At 30.1% G+C, this 22,495-nt stretch carries 31 protein-coding genes, 1 other RNA gene and 2 pseudogenes; 30 read left to right on the top strand and 4 right to left on the bottom strand.

The window, feature by feature from the left end:
• Nucleotides 1-13: 13 nt before the first annotated feature.
• From ABV008_RS06000 to ABV008_RS05980, 5 genes are all read left to right on the top strand, one after another.
• Nucleotides 14-460, top strand: a complete 447-nt coding sequence (locus ABV008_RS06000) for a hypothetical protein (protein WP_352418908.1) — start codon at nucleotides 14-16, stop codon at nucleotides 458-460.
• A 113-nt stretch (nucleotides 461-573) separates the two neighbouring features.
• Entirely contained in the window at nucleotides 574-1,293 is a 720-nt protein-coding gene (locus ABV008_RS05995; protein ID WP_352418907.1) for a zinc dependent phospholipase C family protein, read from the top strand.
• 134 nt (nucleotides 1,294-1,427) lie between these two features.
• Nucleotides 1,428-3,233: an oligoendopeptidase F gene (pepF, locus tag ABV008_RS05990; protein WP_352418906.1), complete on the top strand. Its 1,806-nt coding sequence runs from the start codon at nucleotides 1,428-1,430 to the stop codon at nucleotides 3,231-3,233.
• Between the two features lie 95 nt (nucleotides 3,234-3,328).
• A complete protein-coding gene (locus ABV008_RS05985; RefSeq protein ID WP_352418905.1) occupies nucleotides 3,329-4,513 on the top strand; it encodes an O-antigen ligase family protein in 1,185 nt (394 codons plus the stop codon).
• A gap of 24 nt (nucleotides 4,514-4,537) precedes the next feature.
• Complete coding sequence (locus ABV008_RS05980; RefSeq protein ID WP_352418904.1) at nucleotides 4,538-5,119, top strand: hypothetical protein; 582 nt, start codon at nucleotides 4,538-4,540, stop codon at nucleotides 5,117-5,119.
• A gap of 101 nt (nucleotides 5,120-5,220) precedes the next feature.
• Here ABV008_RS05980 and ABV008_RS05975 read toward each other — a convergent pair whose 3' ends face one another.
• On the bottom strand, nucleotides 5,221-6,039 hold the full coding sequence (locus tag ABV008_RS05975) for an NAD(+)/NADH kinase (protein WP_352418903.1): 819 nt from the start codon (nucleotides 6,037-6,039) through the stop codon (nucleotides 5,221-5,223).
• Between the two features lie 98 nt (nucleotides 6,040-6,137).
• On the opposite strand from ABV008_RS05975, the gene ABV008_RS05970 reads away from it, so the two are divergent.
• A complete protein-coding gene (locus ABV008_RS05970; RefSeq protein ID WP_352418902.1) occupies nucleotides 6,138-7,031 on the top strand; it encodes an RluA family pseudouridine synthase in 894 nt (297 codons plus the stop codon).
• A 65-nt stretch (nucleotides 7,032-7,096) separates the two neighbouring features.
• On the opposite strand, the gene ABV008_RS05965 is transcribed toward ABV008_RS05970, so the two are convergent.
• Nucleotides 7,097-7,219: a hypothetical protein gene (locus tag ABV008_RS05965; protein ID WP_352418901.1), complete on the bottom strand. Its 123-nt coding sequence runs from the start codon at nucleotides 7,217-7,219 to the stop codon at nucleotides 7,097-7,099.
• 260 nt (nucleotides 7,220-7,479) lie between these two features.
• Here ABV008_RS05965 and ABV008_RS05960 point away from each other — a divergent pair, with 260 nt between their 5' ends.
• Nucleotides 7,480-7,746 (top strand): hypothetical protein, encoded by a 267-nt coding sequence (locus ABV008_RS05960; RefSeq protein ID WP_352418900.1) that lies wholly within the window; start codon nucleotides 7,480-7,482, stop codon nucleotides 7,744-7,746.
• Nucleotides 7,747-7,830: 84 nt separating this feature from the next.
• On the opposite strand, the gene ABV008_RS05955 is transcribed toward ABV008_RS05960, so the two are convergent.
• Complete coding sequence (locus ABV008_RS05955) at nucleotides 7,831-8,700, bottom strand: hypothetical protein (protein WP_352418899.1); 870 nt, start codon at nucleotides 8,698-8,700, stop codon at nucleotides 7,831-7,833.
• A 158-nt stretch (nucleotides 8,701-8,858) separates the two neighbouring features.
• Here ABV008_RS05955 and ABV008_RS05950 point away from each other — a divergent pair, with 158 nt between their 5' ends.
• The 8 genes from ABV008_RS05950 (at nucleotide 8,859) to ABV008_RS05915 (ending at nucleotide 14,697) form a co-directional block, all read left to right on the top strand.
• A complete protein-coding gene (locus ABV008_RS05950) occupies nucleotides 8,859-9,152 on the top strand; it encodes a hypothetical protein (protein WP_352418898.1) in 294 nt (97 codons plus the stop codon).
• 143 nt (nucleotides 9,153-9,295) lie between these two features.
• Nucleotides 9,296-11,059 carry an ATP-dependent metallopeptidase FtsH/Yme1/Tma family protein gene (locus ABV008_RS05945; RefSeq protein WP_352418897.1) on the top strand — a complete coding sequence of 588 codons (1,764 nt, stop codon included), beginning with the start codon at nucleotides 9,296-9,298 and terminating at the stop codon, nucleotides 11,057-11,059.
• 175 nt (nucleotides 11,060-11,234) lie between these two features.
• A non-coding RNA gene (ssrS, locus tag ABV008_RS05940) (6S RNA) lies at nucleotides 11,235-11,411 on the top strand.
• Between the two features lie 131 nt (nucleotides 11,412-11,542).
• Complete coding sequence (locus ABV008_RS05935) at nucleotides 11,543-11,854, top strand: ArsR/SmtB family transcription factor (RefSeq protein ID WP_352418896.1); 312 nt, start codon at nucleotides 11,543-11,545, stop codon at nucleotides 11,852-11,854.
• Nucleotides 11,855-11,865: 11 nt separating this feature from the next.
• Nucleotides 11,866-12,870: a permease gene (locus ABV008_RS05930; RefSeq protein ID WP_352418895.1), complete on the top strand. Its 1,005-nt coding sequence runs from the start codon at nucleotides 11,866-11,868 to the stop codon at nucleotides 12,868-12,870.
• Between the two features lie 11 nt (nucleotides 12,871-12,881).
• Nucleotides 12,882-13,115 (top strand): thioredoxin family protein, encoded by a 234-nt coding sequence (locus tag ABV008_RS05925; protein ID WP_352418894.1) that lies wholly within the window; start codon nucleotides 12,882-12,884, stop codon nucleotides 13,113-13,115.
• Between the two features lie 104 nt (nucleotides 13,116-13,219).
• Nucleotides 13,220-14,275 (top strand): ACR3 family arsenite efflux transporter, encoded by a 1,056-nt coding sequence (arsB, locus tag ABV008_RS05920; protein WP_352418967.1) that lies wholly within the window; start codon nucleotides 13,220-13,222, stop codon nucleotides 14,273-14,275.
• Between the two features lie 23 nt (nucleotides 14,276-14,298).
• Nucleotides 14,299-14,697 carry an arsenate reductase ArsC gene (locus ABV008_RS05915; RefSeq protein WP_352418893.1) on the top strand — a complete coding sequence of 133 codons (399 nt, stop codon included), beginning with the start codon at nucleotides 14,299-14,301 and terminating at the stop codon, nucleotides 14,695-14,697.
• Between the two features lie 49 nt (nucleotides 14,698-14,746).
• Here ABV008_RS05915 and ABV008_RS05910 read toward each other — a convergent pair whose 3' ends face one another.
• Entirely contained in the window at nucleotides 14,747-14,926 is a 180-nt protein-coding gene (locus ABV008_RS05910; RefSeq protein WP_352418892.1) for an H-type small acid-soluble spore protein, read from the bottom strand.
• Between the two features lie 138 nt (nucleotides 14,927-15,064).
• On the opposite strand from ABV008_RS05910, the gene ABV008_RS05905 reads away from it, so the two are divergent.
• The 15 genes and pseudogenes from ABV008_RS05905 to ABV008_RS05835 all read left to right on the top strand — a co-directional run bounded on the left by ABV008_RS05905 (nucleotide 15,065) and on the right by ABV008_RS05835 (nucleotide 22,475).
• Nucleotides 15,065-15,583: a DUF6512 family protein gene (locus ABV008_RS05905; RefSeq protein ID WP_352418891.1), complete on the top strand. Its 519-nt coding sequence runs from the start codon at nucleotides 15,065-15,067 to the stop codon at nucleotides 15,581-15,583.
• Nucleotides 15,584-15,714: 131 nt separating this feature from the next.
• Nucleotides 15,715-16,023 (top strand): helix-turn-helix domain-containing protein, encoded by a 309-nt coding sequence (locus ABV008_RS05900; protein ID WP_352418890.1) that lies wholly within the window; start codon nucleotides 15,715-15,717, stop codon nucleotides 16,021-16,023.
• A gap of 126 nt (nucleotides 16,024-16,149) precedes the next feature.
• Complete coding sequence (locus ABV008_RS05895) at nucleotides 16,150-16,284, top strand: type I restriction-modification system subunit M N-terminal domain-containing protein (RefSeq protein ID WP_502929748.1); 135 nt, start codon at nucleotides 16,150-16,152, stop codon at nucleotides 16,282-16,284.
• A 26-nt stretch (nucleotides 16,285-16,310) separates the two neighbouring features.
• Nucleotides 16,311-16,838 (top strand): hypothetical protein, encoded by a 528-nt coding sequence (locus ABV008_RS05890; RefSeq protein WP_352418968.1) that lies wholly within the window; start codon nucleotides 16,311-16,313, stop codon nucleotides 16,836-16,838.
• Between the two features lie 76 nt (nucleotides 16,839-16,914).
• Nucleotides 16,915-17,589 (top strand): response regulator transcription factor, encoded by a 675-nt coding sequence (locus ABV008_RS05885; protein ID WP_352418889.1) that lies wholly within the window; start codon nucleotides 16,915-16,917, stop codon nucleotides 17,587-17,589.
• A 35-nt stretch (nucleotides 17,590-17,624) separates the two neighbouring features.
• Nucleotides 17,625-18,617: a sensor histidine kinase gene (locus tag ABV008_RS05880; RefSeq protein WP_352418888.1), complete on the top strand. Its 993-nt coding sequence runs from the start codon at nucleotides 17,625-17,627 to the stop codon at nucleotides 18,615-18,617.
• Between the two features lie 328 nt (nucleotides 18,618-18,945).
• Nucleotides 18,946-19,098, top strand: coding sequence for a MerR family transcriptional regulator (locus tag ABV008_RS05875; RefSeq protein ID WP_352418887.1), 153 nt, complete (start codon nucleotides 18,946-18,948; stop codon nucleotides 19,096-19,098).
• 30 nt (nucleotides 19,099-19,128) lie between these two features.
• Nucleotides 19,129-19,401, top strand: a complete 273-nt coding sequence (locus ABV008_RS05870; RefSeq protein WP_352418886.1) for a hypothetical protein — start codon at nucleotides 19,129-19,131, stop codon at nucleotides 19,399-19,401.
• Between the two features lie 259 nt (nucleotides 19,402-19,660).
• Nucleotides 19,661-20,257, top strand: coding sequence for a type IV toxin-antitoxin system AbiEi family antitoxin domain-containing protein (locus tag ABV008_RS05865; RefSeq protein WP_352418885.1), 597 nt, complete (start codon nucleotides 19,661-19,663; stop codon nucleotides 20,255-20,257).
• Nucleotides 20,257-21,153 carry a nucleotidyl transferase AbiEii/AbiGii toxin family protein gene (locus ABV008_RS05860; protein ID WP_352418884.1) on the top strand — a complete coding sequence of 299 codons (897 nt, stop codon included), beginning with the start codon at nucleotides 20,257-20,259 and terminating at the stop codon, nucleotides 21,151-21,153. The genes ABV008_RS05865 and ABV008_RS05860 overlap by 1 nt, the downstream gene beginning before the upstream one ends.
• 215 nt (nucleotides 21,154-21,368) lie before the next feature.
• Nucleotides 21,369-21,632: pseudogene (locus tag ABV008_RS05855) on the top strand (N-6 DNA methylase); the annotation flags it as partial.
• A gap of 103 nt (nucleotides 21,633-21,735) precedes the next feature.
• Nucleotides 21,736-21,891, top strand: a pseudogene (locus tag ABV008_RS05850) (DNA-processing protein DprA); the annotation flags it as partial.
• Nucleotides 21,883-22,185, top strand: coding sequence for a DNA polymerase beta superfamily protein (locus tag ABV008_RS05845; RefSeq protein ID WP_352418966.1), 303 nt, complete (start codon nucleotides 21,883-21,885; stop codon nucleotides 22,183-22,185). The pseudogene ABV008_RS05850 and the gene ABV008_RS05845, both read left to right, overlap by 9 nt.
• Nucleotides 22,133-22,249 carry a DNA polymerase beta superfamily protein gene (locus tag ABV008_RS05840; RefSeq protein WP_352418883.1) on the top strand — a complete coding sequence of 39 codons (117 nt, stop codon included), beginning with the start codon at nucleotides 22,133-22,135 and terminating at the stop codon, nucleotides 22,247-22,249. The genes ABV008_RS05845 and ABV008_RS05840 overlap by 53 nt, the downstream gene beginning before the upstream one ends.
• Nucleotides 22,218-22,475, top strand: coding sequence for a DNA polymerase beta superfamily protein (locus ABV008_RS05835; RefSeq protein WP_352418882.1), 258 nt, complete (start codon nucleotides 22,218-22,220; stop codon nucleotides 22,473-22,475). Before ABV008_RS05840 ends, ABV008_RS05835 begins: the two co-directional genes overlap by 32 nt.
• The last annotated feature ends 20 nt before the right edge of the window (nucleotides 22,476-22,495 follow it).

Below are 22,495 nucleotides of genomic sequence, written 5' to 3'. Positions count from 1 at the left end.
AAGGAGGGATTTTATGAAAAAGCAGCAAAATGATGATAGTAGATATAGAGTTCCAGCTACGCCAATGATGCCCCCATGTATATATTCTCCTGGAACTGTCTATAATCCAATAGCTGTACCACCTTGGGCTGGTATGCAACCAGGTTTTCCACCAACAGGAGGGCAACCAGTTACACAACCACCTGCAATACTTCCCCCTACAACACGACAGCCTGTGGACTTTGCACCTGAACCAGGTCCACCAGTTATGAGGGGTAATGACTATATCCAAGGACAATTAAAAGACTTTATAGGAAGGCCTGTTAAGGTTGAATTTATACTTGGCACCAATATGCTAATAGATAAAGAAGGTACACTTTTAGACGTGGGAATAGACCATATTGTACTGAGAGAAACTAGAACAGACGACATACTTCTTGCAGATTTATATTCAATAAAATTTGTGACTATACTTTTATAATAATTTATCGAAAAAAACTATTTTTAAAGAAGATTAATAATAAAATTAATCTTCTTTTTTCGTTTTTTGGGCATTATAAAGGTAGAGTAAATTTATGCTATGAGGTAGATAATATGAAAACTATAGAACTATATTACGGCAAGGCTTTTAGAAGTATTCTAAAGGCTATTAATCCATTTAAAAAAACAATTATAAAAACAGAGGCAAAAGTTCATCAGTTTATTAATAACTATGCTCTTAATGTCCTTGGTGATAACGGATACCATATTGAGGTCAATCAATATGAAAAATACATTGACATTATTAACAAAGGTGTAGTTTGGGCAGACCAAGATTTTAAGAGTATCAATCATTTCTATAATCCCACAAAGAAAAAAGGTTTATATGGACATGGTAACGCTTTAAAGCTGACTAAAAAATACTATGAAATAGCTGTTGATAGCTTTAAAAAAAATGATATTGAAGAATCAATGCTTTATTTAGGAGCTAGCGTTCACATAATTCAAGACCTGACAATTCCTCAACATGTAAACATAAGACTTTTAGATAATCATAGGCAATATGAGAATTTTGTTAAGATTGCATACAACAAAGTCAAGGAGTTTAAAACATCAGACAAACCAATAATATTTGATGACATTGAAGATTTTGTAAGATTTAATACAAAAGTAGCACTAAGAATTCATAAACAGTTCAAAAAAATCAAAGATGACAGCCTCAGGTTTTATAAAGTAACCCGTTGCTCGCTTCCCCTTGCACAAAGAACAACAGCAGGTTGCTTAATCATGTTTTTAAAAAAAGTTAATAGTATTGATGTTAAAGTAGAACATTAAATTGAAAATATGAGATTCATCAGTTCTTTTAGATCTAATCTTAACTATTAACATTAAATTAAAAGCTAAACCTAATGTGGAAAAAAATTCTGAAAAAGTGTAGAATGTTATATATAACATGGGGAGGGATAATTGTGGAGAATAATTTTAAAAAACCAAAAGAAAGAAAAGATATTGATTCTAAGTACAAGTGGGATTTAGCCACATTGTATGCAAGCGATGAGTCGTGGGAGGAAGATTTTAAAAAGGCAAAAGAGCTATCAAAGGAAATAAAGAAATACAAAGAACAGATTGGCAATAGCAGCAAGACTTTATTAGAAGTATTAACTCTCAATGATAAGTTATCTAGAATCACTAGCAATATATATACATATGCTAAGATGAAACAAGATGAAGACACTAGAAATAGTACATATCAAGCCTTAACTGATAGAGCTACTGGATTAATGGTAGAAGTTGAAGAAAGTCAATCATTTATAGTACCGGAACTTCTTATGCTAGATGAAGAGAAAATTAAAAATTATTTAGAAGAAACTAAAGAATTAAAAGTTTATTATCATTTTTTAAATAATATTTTGAGGAAGAAAAAGCATACTCTAACTCCAAGAGAGGAAGCAATATTAGCACAAACAGGAGATATATCAACTACATCAGAACATACCTTTGGAATGTTAAATAATGCCGACTTAAGATTCCCTACAATTAAAGATGAATATGGTAATGATGTTGAAATAACACATGGAAGCTATATACCTTTAATGGAGAATAAAGACAGAAGAGTAAGACATGACACTTTTAAAGCTTTATATGATACTTATTACAATTACAAAAATACTTTTGCATCAACTTTAAGCGGAAATGTAAAGAAAAATATATTTTATTCAAAGCTTAGGAATTATAATAGTTCATTAGAAGCTTCATTAAATGAAAATAATATACCAACAGAGGTATATCATAATTTAATAAAAACCGTTGGAGATAATCTAAGCTCACTACATAAATATGTAAGTTTAAGAAAGAAAGCATTAGGCTTAGATGAACTACATATGTATGACTTATATACACCAATAGTAAAAGATGTAGATATGAAAGTGCCTTTTGAAGAGGGAAAAGACATAGTATTAAAAGGATTGCAAAAACTTGGCGAAGAGTATGTAAGCATAGTAGAAGAAGGCTTGGATGATAGATGGGTAGATGTTTATGAAAATAGAGGTAAAAGAAGTGGAGCATATTCGTGGGGAACTTACGATTCAAATCCATTTATTCTTTTAAATTATCAAGATACTTTAGATAATGTATTTACATTAGCTCATGAGTTAGGCCATTCACTTCATAGCTATTATTCTAAAAAGAACCAACCTTATATATATGGGGGGTACAGCATATTTTTAGCTGAAGTTGCCTCAACTACTAATGAAGCTTTGTTAATGGATTATATGCTTAAAAATGTTAAGACAAAAGAAGAGGAGTTATATCTTCTTAATCATTACTTAGAACAATTTAAAGGGACTATTTATCGTCAAACTATGTTTGCTGAGTTTGAACTTACAATACATGAACATGTAGAAAAGGGAGAATCTTTAACTGCAGATTGGTTATGTGAAACATATAAAGCTCTAAATGTAAAATATTATGGTTCAGATATTATAGTAGATGATGAGATAGCTATAGAATGGGCTAGAATTCCTCATTTTTATTATAATTACTATGTTTTCCAATATGCAACTGGTTTTTCTGCAGCTACAGCATTATCTCAGAAGATACTAGATGAAGGCGAAAGTGCTACCAAAAAATATATTGGATTTTTAAAGAGTGGAAGTTCTGACTATTCTATAAATGTACTTAAAGAAGCTGGTGTTGATATGACTACACCTGAACCTGTTGAAAAAGCACTCAAGCTTTTTGGAGAGCTTGTAGACAAAATGGAAAAACTTATTTAGTAATAAAGGCTTTCTCAATCATATGAGGAAGCCTTTACTATTGATTTAATATTGTTTTAATAATAAAATAGTGTACATAGGAGAGTAATATAGGGATGAAGTTAGACAGAATTATAGTTTATATAATATTTACTATATTAATATTAGGAGCTTTATTTCCAGTAGGTTCATATTTATTAATTGGGATACTAATAGCAATGATAATTGTTTTTGGACAAGAGAAAGCTATTTGGGATCATTTAATTCAAAATAAAGTTCTATTATTGATGGCTATTTCAACACTTCTATCATCCTTATTTTCAGAATTATGGTATGTAAGTATTTTCTTTTCAATTTTATATATAATTAAAATATTGTTTTGCTCGATAGTAAGCTGTTATCTAGACGAAAGTCATGTTGAAAAGATTATTTTACTGTTAATGTATTTAGGCGTCTTGGTCTCAATTATTGGCATTTTTCAATTTTTTTATTTTAATGGTGATATGCCTAATAGTTGGGTTGATACCAATGTGTATAACATTGACTTTAGAGCATATTCGACCTTTTATAATCCAAATATTCTAGCCGTGTTTTTAAATCTTAGCCTTTTGACTGGATTAGTACAGTTTGAAACAAATAAAACTCATAAAAATAAAACATTAGCTACTTCTTGTTTTATATTATCATTGATATGCTTATTGTTAACCTATTCACGAAATGGTTGGTTTTCTCTTTGCATATCATTTATAGTGCTATCTTTTATTAACACTAAATATATAAAATATGCAGTACTATTTCCAATAATATTTTTTTCGTTTGATTTTTTAGGTGATATAGGCAGACTACTTCCTAAAAACATGATAGCTGATTCAAGTATTGAGTATAGAATTAAAATCTGGATAGCAGCAATAAAAATCATAAAGGATAACTTAATATTGGGAATAGGACCAGGCACAATATGGGAGGAAATTCCTTTATACTCAAATGATTTAAAAGCCTATATATCTCATGTACATAATATATATCTACAGAAGCTAGCAGATACGGGTATAATCGGTTTATTTTTTTTCATCTTCTTTATAAAATATCTTTGGAATGAAATCAAGGAAGATGTTTTTAGCAATAAAGAGATTAGTGTTATTTCATTTGGCTTTTGTATTACATTATTAGTAAATGGTTTATTTGATGCAGTTTGCTTTCAGTCACAGATATCAATTTTTGTATGGTTGTTTATAGGAATAGGGCTTAAGAAAGCAAAATCTAGAGATGTAGTTATACATACTAATGAAAAAGTATATTAAAGAATAAGCAGGAAAGGTGAGAGCATGAGAAATACAATTAAAATAGTAAAAAGACTTGTAAGTGAAATGGAATCATATATTTATTGCAATAATTACGACAAAGTGAACCAGCTAGCAGATGAATTGCTTAATTTGACTAAGATGATTAAAGAACAAAGTACTAATATTGATAAATATGGAAATAATAGAATCAATAAGGCTTCTAATGATTATCCAGGATTTACACTAATAAGTACACTACCTTTCTTATATAAACCTATAGAAGTTAAAAATTATTACGATGGTGACTACTTAGAAAAATTTGGAGAAAGAAGGACGGATGACCTAAAAAGTGCAAAGGTGTTAGAATTACATAATAAATTTTGGATGTCAAATAACGTAGAGGGTGGCAATATTTTTGGTTCAATACCCTTAGAGCTAATAAAGAAAGACTCTGCAAATAAATTGCTTTCTTATGGTTGGAAGGAAACAGATGTATCAATTTATGAAATAGAAGAAATAAACTTGAAAGAACTAGATAGATTTTGTTCAAGAACTTTTAGGCATTATATTATTGCAACAGAAATGAGAAACAATACTAAGCTCGTACTAAAATTTGATATATAAAAATCCATTACACTGTCATACTGAACGAAGTGAAGAGTTTAGAAACCCTTCGACTGCGTTCAGATGACATGCTAATGTTAAGCTTAATGAATCCTTGAATATTATATGAATCTGTCTCTAACCTTAGACCAAAAGTCTTGACTATCTAGGGTGAGCCTTCTTAAGGTCATATCAGAAAGCTTAAAAATAACTTCTACTACATTATCATATTTAAATTGTTTACCATCTACAACTATAAGGACAGTATTTTCATCTCTATATTCAGGATTTACTTTTATAGTCATTCCATCAGGTATTATTGCACTATTTTGTAAAGATCTATAGGCCTTTGAGTTTATTGGACATAGAGGTGTTAGCTGTAAAGTTTTAAGGGCTGGATATACGATACTTCCACCAGCTGAAAGATTGTAGGCAGTGCTTCCACTAGGAGTAGATACAATTAGTCCATCACCACTAAAGCATTCTAAATGATTATCAGCTATTGAAACATTTAGATGTATGACTTTTGACTCTATGCCTTTTATAACAATTTCATTAACTCCTACAAGCTCCATGCAACTAGTCCTTGTACATACTATAGCTTCAACAAGATATATGTCTTCCAGTTTATATTTTCCTTTGGTGTAATTTTCAACAAATGTATTAATTTTTTCAGGGGTAATTTCATGGAAGAAGCCTAGATGTCCAGTATTAACTCCTATAAAAGGTATGTATGGAAAACCATGCTTATGCACAGCTCTTAAGAAAGCACCATCTCCACCTATACATATACTTAATTCTGCATTATAGTTGAATTCATCAGAAATAGTATAACCATATTTCTTTAGTTGGGCCTCCAAAAGCATGGAAGTTTCTTTAGAGCGAATATCATTATTATTTATTATATTAATTATTTTTTTTTCTTTTGATACATTAACCAAACTAGCTCCCTCCAAATCCTATTTGCAAAAATAGCAAGAATAAAATAATATATGTTTATTATACACTAATTGTGTTAAATATAAAACGGAGGAAGAATATGAAAGAAAGTGAAAGCCTAATTATTTTTGATATAAATACAACTGGACTTACAATAGAAGAAGTATTAAAACAAAACTATGGGATATCAGGTAGGTTGTTTAGAAGACTTCAAAAAAACAAACAATTATATCTAAATGGGAAAATAGCGAAAAGTAGCGTTCAAGTAAAAAAGGGTGACAAAATTGCAATGTTTATGGAAGATGAAATAGAGAACACTATACCAATAGATATTCCTATAGATATTATTTATGAAGACCACGATTTTTTGATTTTAAACAAACAATCTAATATAGTAGTTCACCCTACTAAAAGTCATCAAGATGATACAATTGCCAATGGTGTAGCCTATTATTTTAAAGAAAATAACATAAATAAAAAAGTTAGATTTATAAATAGATTAGACATGGGTACATCAGGAGTGCTAGTAATTGCGAAAAATTCTTTTACACATCAGCAAATGTCAAAACAAATGGAAGAAGGCACTATAGATAAAAAATATTTGGCTATAGTTAAGGGAGTTGTAGAAAAAGACCAAGATGTCATAGACTTACCTATTGGAAAAGAAGAAGATGAGCCTATGATAAGAACTGTAATGGATAGTGGGCAAAATGCCATAACAAAATATAAGGTAGTAGAAAGACTAGGTACAGCTACTTTGCTCGAGGTGAAAATTGAAACAGGTAGGACCCACCAAATAAGAGTACATATGAAGCATATTGGCCACCCTATAATAGGCGATGAGCTATATGACGAACCAAGTCCTATAATAAACAGGCAGGCTTTACATGCTTTTAGATTTAGATTTGTACAACCTAGAACAGGTGAAGAAAAGGATATAGAGGCTAGTTTACCTAATGACATGGAGAATTTACTTGTATATTTAAGAAATTAAATACAAATTGCGGTGAAATTATATAATTTTCACCGCAATCTGTATTTTTGTATTCATTTAATTTGTTAACGGCAGAATCCGCAGCCTCCACCCCAAAATCCGCAGAAGATTATTACTAGGAGAAGGAAGAAGAACAATAAGGAATCACCATTACCAATTCCTCCAAAGCAATTATTTCTATCAGCCATTAGAAAACCCCCTTGAATTAATTGTGACCAAATCATTGGTTAATATAATATATTAATCATTTGACTTTTTTGTTACACTAGAAAGAAAAATGGACCTTGCTTACGGGGGCAGTGGAGAAAAATAAGCAAAGTCCATATTTATTAATACTCATTATAATTTTTACCAAAAAAATAAAGTTTAAACATATTTTTTATGATTTTTATTAATATTTGTGTAAAAAGAGTTATCTTTAGGGAATAATAAACTCTGAGGTGATTCTATGTTAAATAGTATTAGAGAAACAAGAATAAGAGACGAAAAGGGAATATATACCCTATCTTTAGAAATACCAGAAAAAGAGTTTTTTCTAGTCTATAATGATGTAGATAAACAATCAGCAAATGACTTATTAAAGCAATATCTTATTTTTAGACAAGACGATGCAAGACTTGCAAGTGTAAACATTGAGCATGACAAAAATAATCATATAGTTAATGTAGTAAGTGAACTAAATTATTTAGGCAATGATCATACAGATTATCCCTAGAAATTTCTAAGAACACTGACTTGTACATCAGATTTAGCTAATTAAAATTAGGACGTTATCCTTATAACATTTAGGGAACGGTTTTCACCGTTCCTCTTGTGGTTTATTATCTCCTTTTGGACTTAAAACATTCAACAATTCAATCATTTTCAACATATCTCCTACTTTTTCAGAGGAGATATTTTCGTTATTACCTAGCATTGGTTTTATTGCATTTATCATATTTTCCATTTGATTTGTTTTATTGTCCTTTTTTTCTAGCATTGGCTTTATAGCATTTACCATGTTATTTAACTGATTTACCTTTTTATCATCATTGCCAAGCAAAGGCTTCATAACATTTACTATATCTTCTATTTGATTTACTTTATTTTCCCTAGGTTGTATAGGTATCTCGGCTTTAGGCGGAGTACTTGCTATTGTATCTATTTTATTATTCATATTTCCTAAACTTGACACCATATTAACTAATGCTTTATATTTATCAAAATTCAAAGCTACATCAATAATGGGTTTAATATTATTAAGCCTTTCGTCAGCTACTTCATCATTTATAGTTGATAATATCCCATTTACCCTATCTCTATTAGTTAAATTTTCTAGAGCTACAATTGGTGTATAAGACTTATTTGTTGATATAATCTCTACAAGTCCTATGACTTTAGTTGCCTTTTCAACCAAGAAAACAATTGAGTTTATAGGATCTACGACAGTCTCAGGTAGATAAGGTCCTATTTTTTTTATAATATCTACTTTTTCATTTAAGCTTTTAAAATCGATGGAGGCCATTAAGTCACTACTAAGACCTAATAAATTCTTGTCTTTTTTTGTAAATATTTGCGAAGAATTGCTAATCAAAAGCACTAAAGGTAATAGAAAAATCAATCTATTAATATGTAAATTTGATTTTTCAGTAATATTTTGATTTGAAGGGATTGGTACTAATTCATTCAATTCCATGCCTCCCTAGAATAAATTTATAAATAATATCTATAGTTATAATATGTAATGAAAATTTTTCTGTTACAAATTTTTTTATATATTTTCTTCTTGTAATATGACATGCTCTTATTTACATAGACTTATATATAATTTAAATAGGAGGAATGTAAATGGAAAATGAAAATAAAAACATTGAAGAAGTAATTGAGCAAATAAAAGAAAAAATAGAGCCTACAGAAGAACAACTTGAGACTGTAAAAAAATTTGCAGAGCAGTACTCAAATAAATCAGGAGATGAAATTTTCTTTGAGATTATTAAACTCAATAAAAAGTTAACTGATGATATGGGGAAAGAAGAATTTATGACTAAGCTTAATCAATTAGAAGCTCTTCGCCCCTTATTAACAAAAGAGCAAAACGAAAACTTAGATAGGCTACTAAAAATATTAAAATCAAATGGATAAAAACTAAATAATAAAGATAAGATATGGAAGGAATATCCCCTTCCATATTTTGCGTTATGTAAACTTAGTTGCTTTTAAATAGACATAAAAGAAGCGTTGTGTTATAATTATTATATATTATGTAAACTAGGAAGGGGACAAATATGAAGCTGTTAAAGAACAAAAGAAACCTAATTATACTAATTGCTGTCATAGCTATAGTAATAGTATCTGCATTTGTTTTTTCAAGCAGCAGAAGAGAAGTTAAAGAAATATCATATATAGATTTCAATAAGAAATTAGAAAATGGGAGTATAAAATCTGTCAACTTAACAGGTGAAGCAGAAATAACAGGGGTATTTAAAGATGGAAAGTTGTTTAAAACAGATAATCCTAGGACCGAAGATTTTAAAGAAAAGCTTCTTAGTTCTGGTGTTGATGTAAAGGAAACAAACGGCAGTAATACTATTAAAGATTTGTTAACGATGATTGTTGTACTATTAGCCTTTAGTGGTCTCTTTTATTTTGTAAGTAAAAACTCTAACAGAATGGCACAAAAAGAGATAACTCAAATGTCTGATATTGATGGAGATGGTAAGCCTTCTTCTAATACAACCTTTGACGATGTAGCAGGAAACGATGAAGTAAAAGAAAGTTTAAGAGAAATGGTTGACTTTATTAGAGAACCAGAAAAATATGAAAGATATGGCGCAAGAATGCCTAGAGGGGTATTACTTTATGGGCCTCCAGGAACAGGTAAAACATTACTTGCAAAAGCTTTAGCAGGTGAAGCAAATGTACCCTTCTTTGCAGTGACAGGCTCTGACTTTATACAAGTTTATGCTGGATTAGGTGCGAGCAGGATAAGAAGTCTATTTAAAAAAGCTAGAGCAGCAGGAAAGTGTGTAATATTTATTGACGAAATAGATGCTTTAGGTAAAAAAAGAAAGGGTGGAGCCTCAAATGGTTCTTCGGATGAGAGTGACAGAACACTTAATGCACTATTAACAGAAATGTCAGGATTTAAAGAAAATCAAGGAATTATAGTCATCGCTGCAACTAATAGAGTTGATACATTAGATGAAGCTCTATTGAGACCAGGAAGGTTCGATAGACAGCTTGAGGTAGGCCTACCTGATATTAACGCTAGATATAAAATACTAGAACTTCATAGCAAAAACAAACCAATAAGCAAGCAAGTTGATTTAAAGAAAATTGCTTATCAAACAGTTTACTTTAGCGGTGCTAAGCTAGAAAGCTTAATGAATGAATCAGCTATGTTAGCAGCCAGATTCAATGACAGTAGTATAAACATGAGCCATATAGATAAAGCTTTTTATACTGTAATAGCGGGAGAAGAAAAGAAGGATAGAAGCTATATATCAATTAATGAGAAAAAAGTCACTGCATATCATGAAGCGGGACATGCATTAGTTACAAAACTTACCTCTCCCTTGAATAGAGTGACGAAAATTAGTATAATACCAAGTACAAAGGGAGCTGGAGGATTTAGTATGAACATACCTCCTGATAAACTATATCAATCTAAAGAAGATATATTAAATCACATCATGGTCGCATTAGGTGGAAGAGCGGCAGAAGAAATTATTTTTGGTAAAGACAAAATAACTACAGGTGCATTAAATGACTTACAAAAGGCAACTGATATGATTGTTTCCATGATTGGAAGATATGGTATGGATGATGTTGCTGGATTATTAAACTACGAGGTTTTATTAGGAGATAATATTGGTAGCAACTCATACATTGTTGACAGAGCAAAAAAACTAATTTCAGAGCTATACACAAAAACCTTAAGCCTAATTTATGAAAATATAAACAAACTAGAAAGTATAGTTGAAAGATTACTGATAAATGAAACCATGGATGAAGAAGAGCTAAATACCATTATTAATGAAGCAGCTTAGTTTGTCTCAGCAAGTAGCTTCAAATGCATTGAAAAATAGTTACTAAAAAAGTATGAAGTATTGAGAAAAAATAATAATAATTTAAATAAATATAGGTTATAGTAAATATAGAAGGATTTTCTATTATATTTTGATTTGAAATTTTGGTGATATATAGTATAATTAAAATATAAAGAGTTTCCTGAGATGTTCGATAGTCTATGGTAATTCAACCGACATATGATATACGGGAGTCTAAGTTCATTAATTAATGATATGCCTGTTTACCTGGACATCAGCGATTAATGGCAGGACACCCACCTGCAGAAGTGCGGGTGTGAATTAGCTAGACAGCCGGCATCATGGGAATATAAAATCCCTAAGCATTTTGCTTAGGGATTTTATATTTTAAAACATATTGACAATTATCTATATATTGGCATATAATACATATAGATAATTATCTATGTATTTAAATATTTCACATTTTGGAGGGAAATAAAAATGAACGAAGATTATGGGCAATACGCCTTATACATGAAAGCGCTAGCGGATGAAACAAGAGTTAAAATATTTTATATGCTTTCTGAGGGAGAACTTTGCGCCTGCAATATACTTGAAGAATTTAATATCACTCAACCAACTCTTTCATATCATATGAAAATTCTAAGCGAAAGTGGTCTTGTTGATAGTAGACGAGATGGAATATGGATGAAATATAGGATAAACAATAACTGCTTAAATTTGTTAGTAGAGTTATTTGATGATATCAAATCAAGAAATAGTAGAAGTGACAAACCAAATAATAAATGCTAGGAGATGGTTTTATGATACTATTCAAGTGGCTAAATGCTCAGCTACTTAAAATGGAATGGCTTTTTAATTTAGTAAAATTGTTTGTTGAAAATGTATTTGGCCTAAGTATAGAAAGTAGATTAGGCGGGAGTATTCACTTTTTTATCTATGATGTAATCAAAATATTTATTTTACTTTCTGTTTTAATATTTGGAATTTCATATATACAAAGTTTCTTTCCTCCAGAAAGAACTAGAAAAATACTGGGTAGATTTAATGGAATAACAGCCAATATTTTATCTGCATTACTTGGTACTGTAACACCATTCTGCTCATGTTCATCTATACCGTTGTTTATCGGATTTACAAGTGCAGGACTACCAATAGGTACTACATTTTCATTTTTAATATCTTCTCCATTAGTAGATTTAGCATCAGTTATTTTGCTTGCAAGTATATTTAACTGGAAAGTAGCAATAGCATATGTGATTGTTGGACTGATTCTAGCAGTTATAGGTGGGACTGTTATTAGTAAATTAAATCTTGAAAAATACGTAGAATCATTTGTATTTGGCAATAAGGTTCTTGATATAGAACAAAATGAATTGACTACAAGTGATAGGGTCAATTTTGCGAAAGACCAAGTCCTGGATATAATAAAAAGAGTGTGGTTATACATTCTTTTAGGAGTAGGCATAGGAGCTGCTATCCACAACTATATCCCAGAATCCATTATATCTGCAGTATTAGGGCAAGATAAATGGTACTCAGTACTCATAGCTACTTTTGTAGGAATACCAATGTATGCTGATATATTTGGTACACTACCTATTGCAGAAGCATTAATTGCAAAAGGAGTAGGACTTGGGACAGCACTAGCCTTTATGATGGGAGTAACAGCATTATCTCTACCATCTATGATTATGTTAAAGAAAGTTGTTAAGACAAAGCTTTTAGGCATTTTTATAGGTATTGTGACAGCAGGAATTATAATAATTGGTTATACATTTAATGCCTTTGGATATCTATTTATATAGGGAGTGATATTATGCTAATCAAAATTTTAGGTTCAGGCTGTAGAAACTGTGTTGCATTAAAGGAAAACACCGAGGCAGCACTTAAAGAAGTAGGAGTGAAAGCAGAGATACAAAAAGTAACAGACTTTAAGGAAATCATGGCTCATGGAGTAATGACTACACCAGCATTAGTTATAGACGAAAAAGTTGTTTCATTTGGAAAGGTATTAAAACCAAAAGAAATCGTTAAAATTTTAGAAAAATAGAAATGGTTTTAGGAAATATAATCAAACAAGCCTTAATCTATTTAAGTTCTAAAATGGAACTTACTAGCGAAAAACATCAATATTATACAAAAGGTGGAACAGAGATGGCGAAAGAAAAATTACAATCAGGAATTAGCTTTTTTGAAAAATATCTTACAATTTGGGTAGCAATATGTATGGGAATAGGAGTACTTATAGGAGTTTATCTCCCAAGTATACCTAAATTTTTGAGTAAATTTGAATACAATAGTGTATCAGTACCAGTAGCAATCTTAATATGGTTAATGATATATCCTATGATGTTAAAGGTTGACTTCAATAGCATAAAAAAAGTTGGAGAAAATCCAAAAGGTCTTATAGTTACATGGGTAACAAACTGGTTGATTAAACCTTTTACAATGTATGCAATAGCTTCATTCTTTTTTTATGTAGTATTTAAAGACTTAATCCCTATAAATCTTGCAAAAGAGTATCTTGCGGGGGCAGTATTGTTAGGAGCAGCACCTTGTACAGCGATGGTATTTGTTTGGAGCCATTTAACAAAAGGGAATCCAGCATATACCCTTGTTCAAGTTGCAACAAATGATTTAATAATTTTAGTAGCGTTTGTACCTATAGTAGCATTTTTACTTGGTATGAGCGATATATCAATACCTTCGTCAACACTGTTTTTATCAGTGGTACTATTCGTAGTTATTCCACTAGTAGCTGGTTGGATTTCAAGAGTAGTAATTACTAAGAAAAGAGGAATAGAGTATTTTGAAAAGACTTTTATTCCTAAGTTTAGCAATATTACTATAATAGGGCTATTATTAACTTTAATAATCATATTTTCATTCCAAGGTCAAATAATAGTTGATAATCCTCTTAACATAGTTCTTATAGCTGTGCCACTGATTATTCAAACATTCCTGATATTTTTTATTTCGTATATTTGGGCAAAAGCATGGAAGCTACCTCACGATATAGCAGCACCTGCTGGAATGATTGGAGCATCTAATTTCTTTGAGCTTGCTGTAGCAGTTGCTATTTCTTTATTCAGTTTAAACTCTGGAGCAGCCATTGCTACAGTTGTAGGTGTACTTGTTGAAGTCCCAGTGATGCTTACTTTAGTTAGGATTGCAAATAAAACTAGAACGTGGTTTGACACAACTAAGTAATATATATTTGAGGTGAATGCAAAATGAAAAAGAAAGTCGCTTTTGTATGTGTTCATAATTCATGTCGCTCTCAAATGGCAGAAGGTTGGGCAAAAAAATTGGGTAGCGATGTATTAGAGGTATATTCGGCAGGAACAGAAAATTATCCAGAAGTGAAACCTTTAGCTGTTCAGGTAATGGAAGAAGCAGGAGTAGACATGAGCAATCATTATCCTAAGCTTCTAAGTGATATACCAGAAGAAGTAGATTATTTAATTACAATGGGATGCAATGTAGTGTGTCCATATGTGCTATGTAGTCACAGTGAAGATTGGGGCTTAACAGACCCGTCGGGTGGGCCTCTAGAAGACTATAGAAAAACCAGAGATATTATAAAAGAAAAGGTAGAAGATTTAATTAATAGAGTAAAAAATAATGCATAGATTATGGAAGAAACCTGAGCTCTAATATTAACATAGGGCTCAGGTTATTTTAGTGCTCTTCTAAGTTAGTTATAGATACTTCATCTATTTTATTTGACCCATCAAGGAAGCGAATTTTAGCTATATAGTTATCTTCATTTACATCCTCAATATAAACTGGAATACCATTGAATGTTACTTTAATCATATTTGGAGAATCCACAATTTCTTTTGCACGTTTGTTATGCATATAACTACCTCCTTAGAATATAAGCAATTATATTATGTACATGGAAATCGTGATTTATTCTTTTTTGAGGAATAATTGGTGACAAAATAAGTACAATAATAAAGAATAAACATTTAAATTATAAACTAGGAGTATTTCATGAAAAATAAAAAATTATCGCCTTTAATTCTTTTTATAATCGGCTCACTTATGCACTTCCTCTATGATTTAAGTGGCAAAAATACCATAGTTGGATTAATTGCTCCAGTAAATGAAAGTGTTTGGGAGCATACAAAAATGGTACTTTTACCAGTAATCTGTTGGTGGACTTTTTATTATATTATAAAGAGAAAACAATATAAAATTAATAAAAACAAGTGGTTTACTGGTGCTCTAGTAGCATTGCTAACATCAATAATATCAATACCAGTTCTGCATTACTTTTATACTCAATCCTTTGGAGTAGAACTGTTAGTTGTAGACATTATAATATTATTTTTAGCGTTACTATTTGGACAGTTACTAGGACTACATTTCACTAAACATTCTAAAGGTATAAACTCCAATATTGTAATACTGATTTTTGTGGCAATAATTATAACTTACATTATATTTACACTATATCCTCCTAGAATACCTCTTTTTCGAGATAGTATGACAGGTAAATATGGGATATAGTAGATTCTAAAAAAGAGCCTACAGATGTTAAAATGTAGGTTTTTTTATGCGATAAAATAATAATACATTATGATATTATTTTAAGCAAAAAATTGACTAAGACAATAAAGGAGGATTAGGGGGATGGATGCTTGATAGGATTAGAGTATATCTTAAGTATATATAACATGCAACATGTAGAACTAGCAGAAAAACTAGGAATCAAAAAACAAAATATAAATATGTGGATTAAAGGTAAACAGAACATCCCACAAAAATATCTACCTGTTTTTGAAGATCTTTTTGGAATAGAAAAAGCTCAACATGAGGTTATATTTCATAAAACCATAGAAGCCTTATCCCATTATTATGAGGTACTACCAGATTGGGTGGCCAGTGAACAAGAACAGGAAGAATTCGAAGAAGATATCTTTGAGGTATTCGACTATCATAACTTTTAGGATTGAAAAATAAAAACGAACCTGTCATTTTGAACGTAGTAGAGAATCTTGCACTTGTCATTCTGAGCCTTAGCGAAGAATCTCGAACTTTATTTTGCAAAAACACCATTAACTTAGAGGAATGTATTGTCAACAGCAAACATTAGATTTAAAGAAACATTATGGAAAACAGCAGATAAATTAAGAGGCAGTATGGATTCTAGCGAATACAAGCATGTGGTATTAGGACTTATATTTTTAAATACATATCAGACAAAATAGTAGTTAAAAAATCTTGGGATCTTGAGATGTATAATGTTGGTGACAGGATAATTCTATCAACAGATAATGGAGAATATAAAGAATATGCTATAATGGCAGTTGTAGAAAACTTACCATTATATATTTATAGCGGTAAGTTTATTGGAGGTGCGACCAATATATATATACCAACTGAAGAATATAGGAAATACACGGATAGTATGTCAATAATGACAGCTTTATTTAATGTAGAAGATGAATATATTCCAAGTATAGAAAATTACATTCAAAATAAAATAAATGAAATTCCAACTTTAGATTATCGTTCCAAAGCAATTTATGAACAAGAATACAATGAAATGGTAAATACTTATACTACAATAGGATTACCAATTACCTATTTAGGAGTCAATTCTTTTGCAGGACAAATGTCATTTTTTAGTTACCATTTCACTATACTTCCAATAATTATTTGTATACCTATACTAATTGTTATTGCAGTATTAATACCTGTTTTAGGCTTTATTAGTATTAAAAATAAAAGTGTAGTTGAGAGACTAAGAGAAGTAGAATAAAGCAGAACATGAAATGGGCTAAAAATAGCCCATTTTATGTTATAATATAGCCAATAAAATTAAAGGATTTGATTAAATGATTACTGTATTAATAATAGAGGATGACAAGTTATTAAATGAGGGAATAGCATTTGCTTTAAAAAATGAAGGCTATAATATATTATCAGCATATAATGGTGAACAGGCTATAAAACTATTGGATAACAGTATAGGTCTTATAATACTAGATATAAATCTTCCAGATAAGAGCGGCATAGATATTTGCAAATACATTAGAAAAGGTATGAATACACCTATTATTTTTTTAACTGCTAAAGATACAGAAGAAGATATTGTAAAGGGTTTTAAAGTAGGTGGAGATGATTATATATCAAAACCTTTTTCTCTTCCGATACTTAAGGAAAGGATAAAAGCAGTACTTAAGCGAGAGATGGCTCAAAGTAATACATATAGTTTTAAAGGACTTAAATTTGATTTCCATAAATTATGCCTTACTAAAAACGATGTAGAAATTCCTATTACTAAAATAGAAGTGAAGTTATTAGAGCTATTTATTAAAAATAAAGGGAAGGTACTAACAAGAGATAAAATTCTGGATAAAATTTGGGATATAGACGGAGGTTTTATAGATGAAAATACTGTTAATGTAAATATTCGCAGACTTAGAACTAAGATTGAGGATGATCCTTCAAATCCTGCTTTTATTAAAACTGTATTTGGTATAGGATATATATGGAGTGATAATAATTGAAAAGTTCTATAAAAAAATAAGTTATTACGGCCATCTTGTTACTAATTATATCTTCTATATCTTTTGCTGGGATAATGTCATATCTTCTTTCTAATTTTGATATAAGGATACTAGGAATAGTATCAGTTTTTTCTATTGCTATAATGGCGATTTGTATTATATTTATTATATTGGTGTCTAGGAACGTAGGTAATACACTTGAGGCATTAAGTCAAACCATTGAATCAATAATAGCTGACAATCCTGTAGATACTTTTTCTACAATTGAAGATACAATGCTTTCTAAACTACAAAGCCAGATACTAAAATTATCAGATATTTTAAAATCACATAGCATAAAACAGAAAAAAGAAAAGGATGATATAACAGCATTGATTTCAGATATTTCTCACCAATTGAAGACACCCCTTGTAAACTTAAATATATATAATTCCTTATTGCTTGATGAAAATCTTGACCATAGTAAAAGGATAGAATTTACTAAAAACATGGAAAATCAACTTGAAAAGCTAAATTGGCTTTTAGAATCTTTAATAAAGATGTCAAGACTTGAGGCAGGAATTATAAAATTAAATACAGAAAATCAATCAATATCACAAACAGTTTTACAAGCCATATCCATGCTATCTAATAGAGCAGAAGAAAAAGGGATAAATATTATATTTGATATTGAAGATATAAGTCTTGTCCATGATAGTAAGTGGACACAAGAAGCTATTTTCAACATATTGGATAATTCAGTAAAATATAGTGCTAAAAATATAGAAATAAATGTATCTATAATGAAACATGAACTATTTTGCTGCATAGATATTAAGGACGAAGGTGATGGTATAATTGAGTCAGATATTAATAAAATATTTACAAGATTTTATAGGGGAGAGGACACTAAAAATATTGAGGGAGTTGGAATAGGATTATTTTTATCTAGAAAAATTATTTCTGCACAAGGTGGATATATAAAAGTAAAGTCAATATTGGGAAAGGGTTCTGTTTTTTCTGTATTTTTGCCAATAGAATCTGAATAAGACTCCTCGTGTCAAGGTAATGACACAAATATCTTCAAATAATAAGAATAAAACAGAAACATAATAAAACGGTGTAGACAACATAATCAGAGAGGATTAAATAGCAATCCAATCCTCTCTAAATTTATGCCTAAAATCATAAAAATAGCCCCAAAGGCTCAATAAAACCCCTAATTTCCTTCTGACTCCGCTTGTGGGGAACGTACTATAATAATGACACGAGCATGAAGTATAGGTAAGCCAAGGGTTTGAAGTTCTATCCTAAGAAATAGTAGAAAAATATACCTTGACTAGTCCCTAAGGGGATAGCTTATAGTTAATTTATGAGGTGGTTACTGTGAAAATAAATGAAGTATGTAATGTTACTGGATTAACAAAAAAAGCTATTGATTACTATCAAGAAAAAGAAATTATTAATCCTAAGTTTGATGAAAGTGGTTATCGAGAATTCAATAAATCTGAGATTGAAAGATTAAAATAAGTAAGTGTATTTAGGTCATTAGGCTTAGCAGTGTTTGAGATTAAAAAGGTTTTAGATTCTAAATTTTCTAAAGAAGAGTTGAGGAAATGTGTTATTAGAAAACAATTTTATAATGAATTGTCTGAGAACCAAACCAAATTACTAGAGAAACTTTCAGATGGTAAATACATTGAAAAAATCAATGCAGAAATTATAGAATTAAATAAAAAGAAATCTATAAAAGAAAGACTTTTAGAAGTATTTCCAGGATTTTATGGTAGGTTTTTTGTAAGTCATTTGAGGAGTATTACCAGAATCTATTAAAGGCCAATGAGGTGTTTTTAGAAAGATTTCCAGATTTCAAGTGAAATTTTTATTGAAGTTTAATTGATTAAGGTTATTTAAATAAAAGGAAATGGCAAAATTTTTTTATTAGTTAAGAGTCTAATATTAAAAACATGTGATAAAAGTGTAATTTTGTTGTTTTTTGATGCCATAAAACTGTTGCATTTAAAGTAATATTATGATAATATGCACTTAAAAGACCGCTTATAAAAACAAAGGCGGACATTGAGGTGTAAGGATGAATAAAATTGATAAGATAAAGAATCATTTTAGTGAATATGGTGGAGTTCTTAAGACATCAGAGCTTAATGACTTAGGCTTTTCCAGCCGTCAAATAAAGAAACTTATGGAGGAAGGTATAATTACTAAGATAAAACATGGATTTTATGAATTAACAGATTATATTCCAAGAGAAGAAGTAATTATAGCAAGATTGTTTCCAGAATCCGTAATCTTTTTGGAAAGTTCACTTTTTTATTATGAATATACAGATAGAATCCCTTCATCCTGGCAAATAGCAGTGAATAAAAATAGCAGTAAGCATCAATACAATATTGATTATCCCTTAATAAAACCCTATTATCTAGAACCAAAGTTTATAGAGATTGGCATTGATATAATAGAGATAGAAGGAGTAGAAATTAGAATATATGATAGGGATCGCACTATATGTGATGTGCTACGATATGAAACAAAGCTTGAAGTAGAGGTATTCACCAATGCAATAAAGAATTATATCAAGGATCCAAAGAAAAATGCAAGAAATCTATTTGAATATGCTGAAATATTTAATATTAAAAACAAAGTACAAACATATATAGGAGTGTGGTTGTAATGGCTGATATGGCAGCTTCTATTTTAGCAAAATTGAAAAACAAAGCTAAAGGTGAAGGAATCCCATTACAACAATTATTAAATCTATTTTGCCAAGAGGAATTTATTAGGAGACTTTCTGAATCAAAATATAAAGAAAATCTTATTCTTAAGGGTGGATTTTTACTATATTCCATTAGTGGATTTACCACAAGGCCAACAGTTGATGCAGATTATCTTTTAAAGAACTACTCGAATGATTTAGATACTATAGAGATACTGGTTGAAGAGATTATTTCCTTGACTAGTAAAAATGATTTTATAAAGTTTGAAATTAAAGGACTAGAGCTAATTAGTGAGATTAGAGAATATCATGGTATTAGAGTAAATCTTATTGGCATTATTGGAAGGACAAAAACACCTTTTAATATAGACTTTGGAGTGGGGGATATTATTGTGCCTTCACCGGTGGAAAGAATCCTTCCTGTACTTCTACCAGAATTTGAAAAGCCTAAAGTTTTAACCTATTCGCTAGAATCTACAGTGGCAGAAAAATTAGATGCAATTATATCTTTAATGGAAGCTACAGGACGTATGAAAGACTTTTATGATATATATTATTTAGCAACAAACTTTGACTTTGATGGGAGGAAGCTTCAAGAAGCAATTTATGAAACTCTATCTAATAGGGGAACACCATATGAAAAAGATTCTATAACTATTATTACAAGGTTAACTAAAGATGTCGAAATGCAAAAGAGATGGAATAATTTTTGCAAGAAAATATTAAGGTATGAACTTAATTTTGATCATGTAGTTAACACAATTATTGAATTTACGTCGCAACCTTATAACGCAATGATTAAGGAAGATGAATTTTTTAAAGAGTGGAGCAGTAAATATAGAAAGTATGTTTAATAAAAAAAAGTAAATAAAGAAGAAACCCTTGTGTCAAAGTAATGACATGAATAAATCTTGGCAACTCAAAAAACAATAAGTGCCATTAAATATAGTAAACAACAACCTTAGAGAGAATTAATCAACAAACTAGTTCTCTCTAAAATTATATCTAAAAACATGAAAACAGACCAAAATCATAAGAAAATCTTCAAATTCTATCTGACCCTGAATGAGGCTCAGTTGGTATGTTTGTACAATCAGAAAAATTAGTTGAAGAACATCAAGGAAGAGTGGAGAATTTGTCTATTTATGGTCAAGAGCTAAATTCTACAACTTGGAAACTTTGTAAGATGAATCTTGCAATGAGAGGACTAGATGATAACCTAGGTCCACATCATGACGATACATTCCATAATGATTTGCATAAAACATTAAAAGCTGACTATATCTTAGTATATCCTCTATTTAACGTCAGTGATTGGGGTGGAGGAAGGCTTGTATAGGTATTTATATAACAACCAAGGCTGAAAAAATTATACATACAGACTTAAAAAGATTTTGAAAAACTATTCTCTACCGATAATTTAATATAGTGGAAATTTAGATTTTACTAACAAAAAATCAGTAGCAATAATAGGTTCTAGGGATGTTGATAATAAAGGTGCTTTGTTTATAAGAAAAATTGCGAGTAAATGTGAAAAAGAAGGATATGTTATTGTTTCGGGTGGAGCAAAAGGAGTTGACACTATTGCTGAAAACACTCCCATTCTAAGCAATTTAGCTGGCTATGAGGGACAAATCATAGACTACAACAGTGTTTTTCTTAGAATATTAGGAAGTTACTATGATATAAGGTATGCATATAAGTGTGATAACCCAATTAAAGAAAAAATAATTTCTGAACTTAAAAGAATAGAACAAGAAGAGCAAATAAAAATATTATTCGCTGTAGAATCTGGAAGTAGAGCATGGGGATTTCCTTCAAAAGATAGTGATTATGACGCTAGATTTGTATATATATACACCCTACGAATGGTACTTATCAATTGATGAAAAAAGAGATGTAATAGAATATCATATTAGTGATTTACTTGATATTAGTGGTAGAATTTGATAGATTATTAGAAACACAAGTTACGGATTTTAAATTATATAGTGCAATAAAAAAATTACTTGATAGAAAAGAATCAGGTGAAGAACTTGATATAGAACCTCGTATAGAAGTAATAAGTAATTTCCTTGAAGAACAGATGGAATATTATAAGGAATATGTAAAGCATGTTGATGACAAAAAATCTGCAGATACTTCAGAGTTGAATGATTTTTTAGGGATAATCTGAAAGAAGTTTGGGGTAGTTAA

Source organism: Proteiniborus sp. (assembly GCF_040308045.1).
In the GTDB taxonomy this organism is placed as follows: Bacteria; Bacillota; Clostridia; order Tissierellales; family Proteiniboraceae; genus Proteiniborus.
Note: the sequence above shows the minus strand (reverse complement) of the source record. Positions and strands in the feature narration are given on the sequence as shown.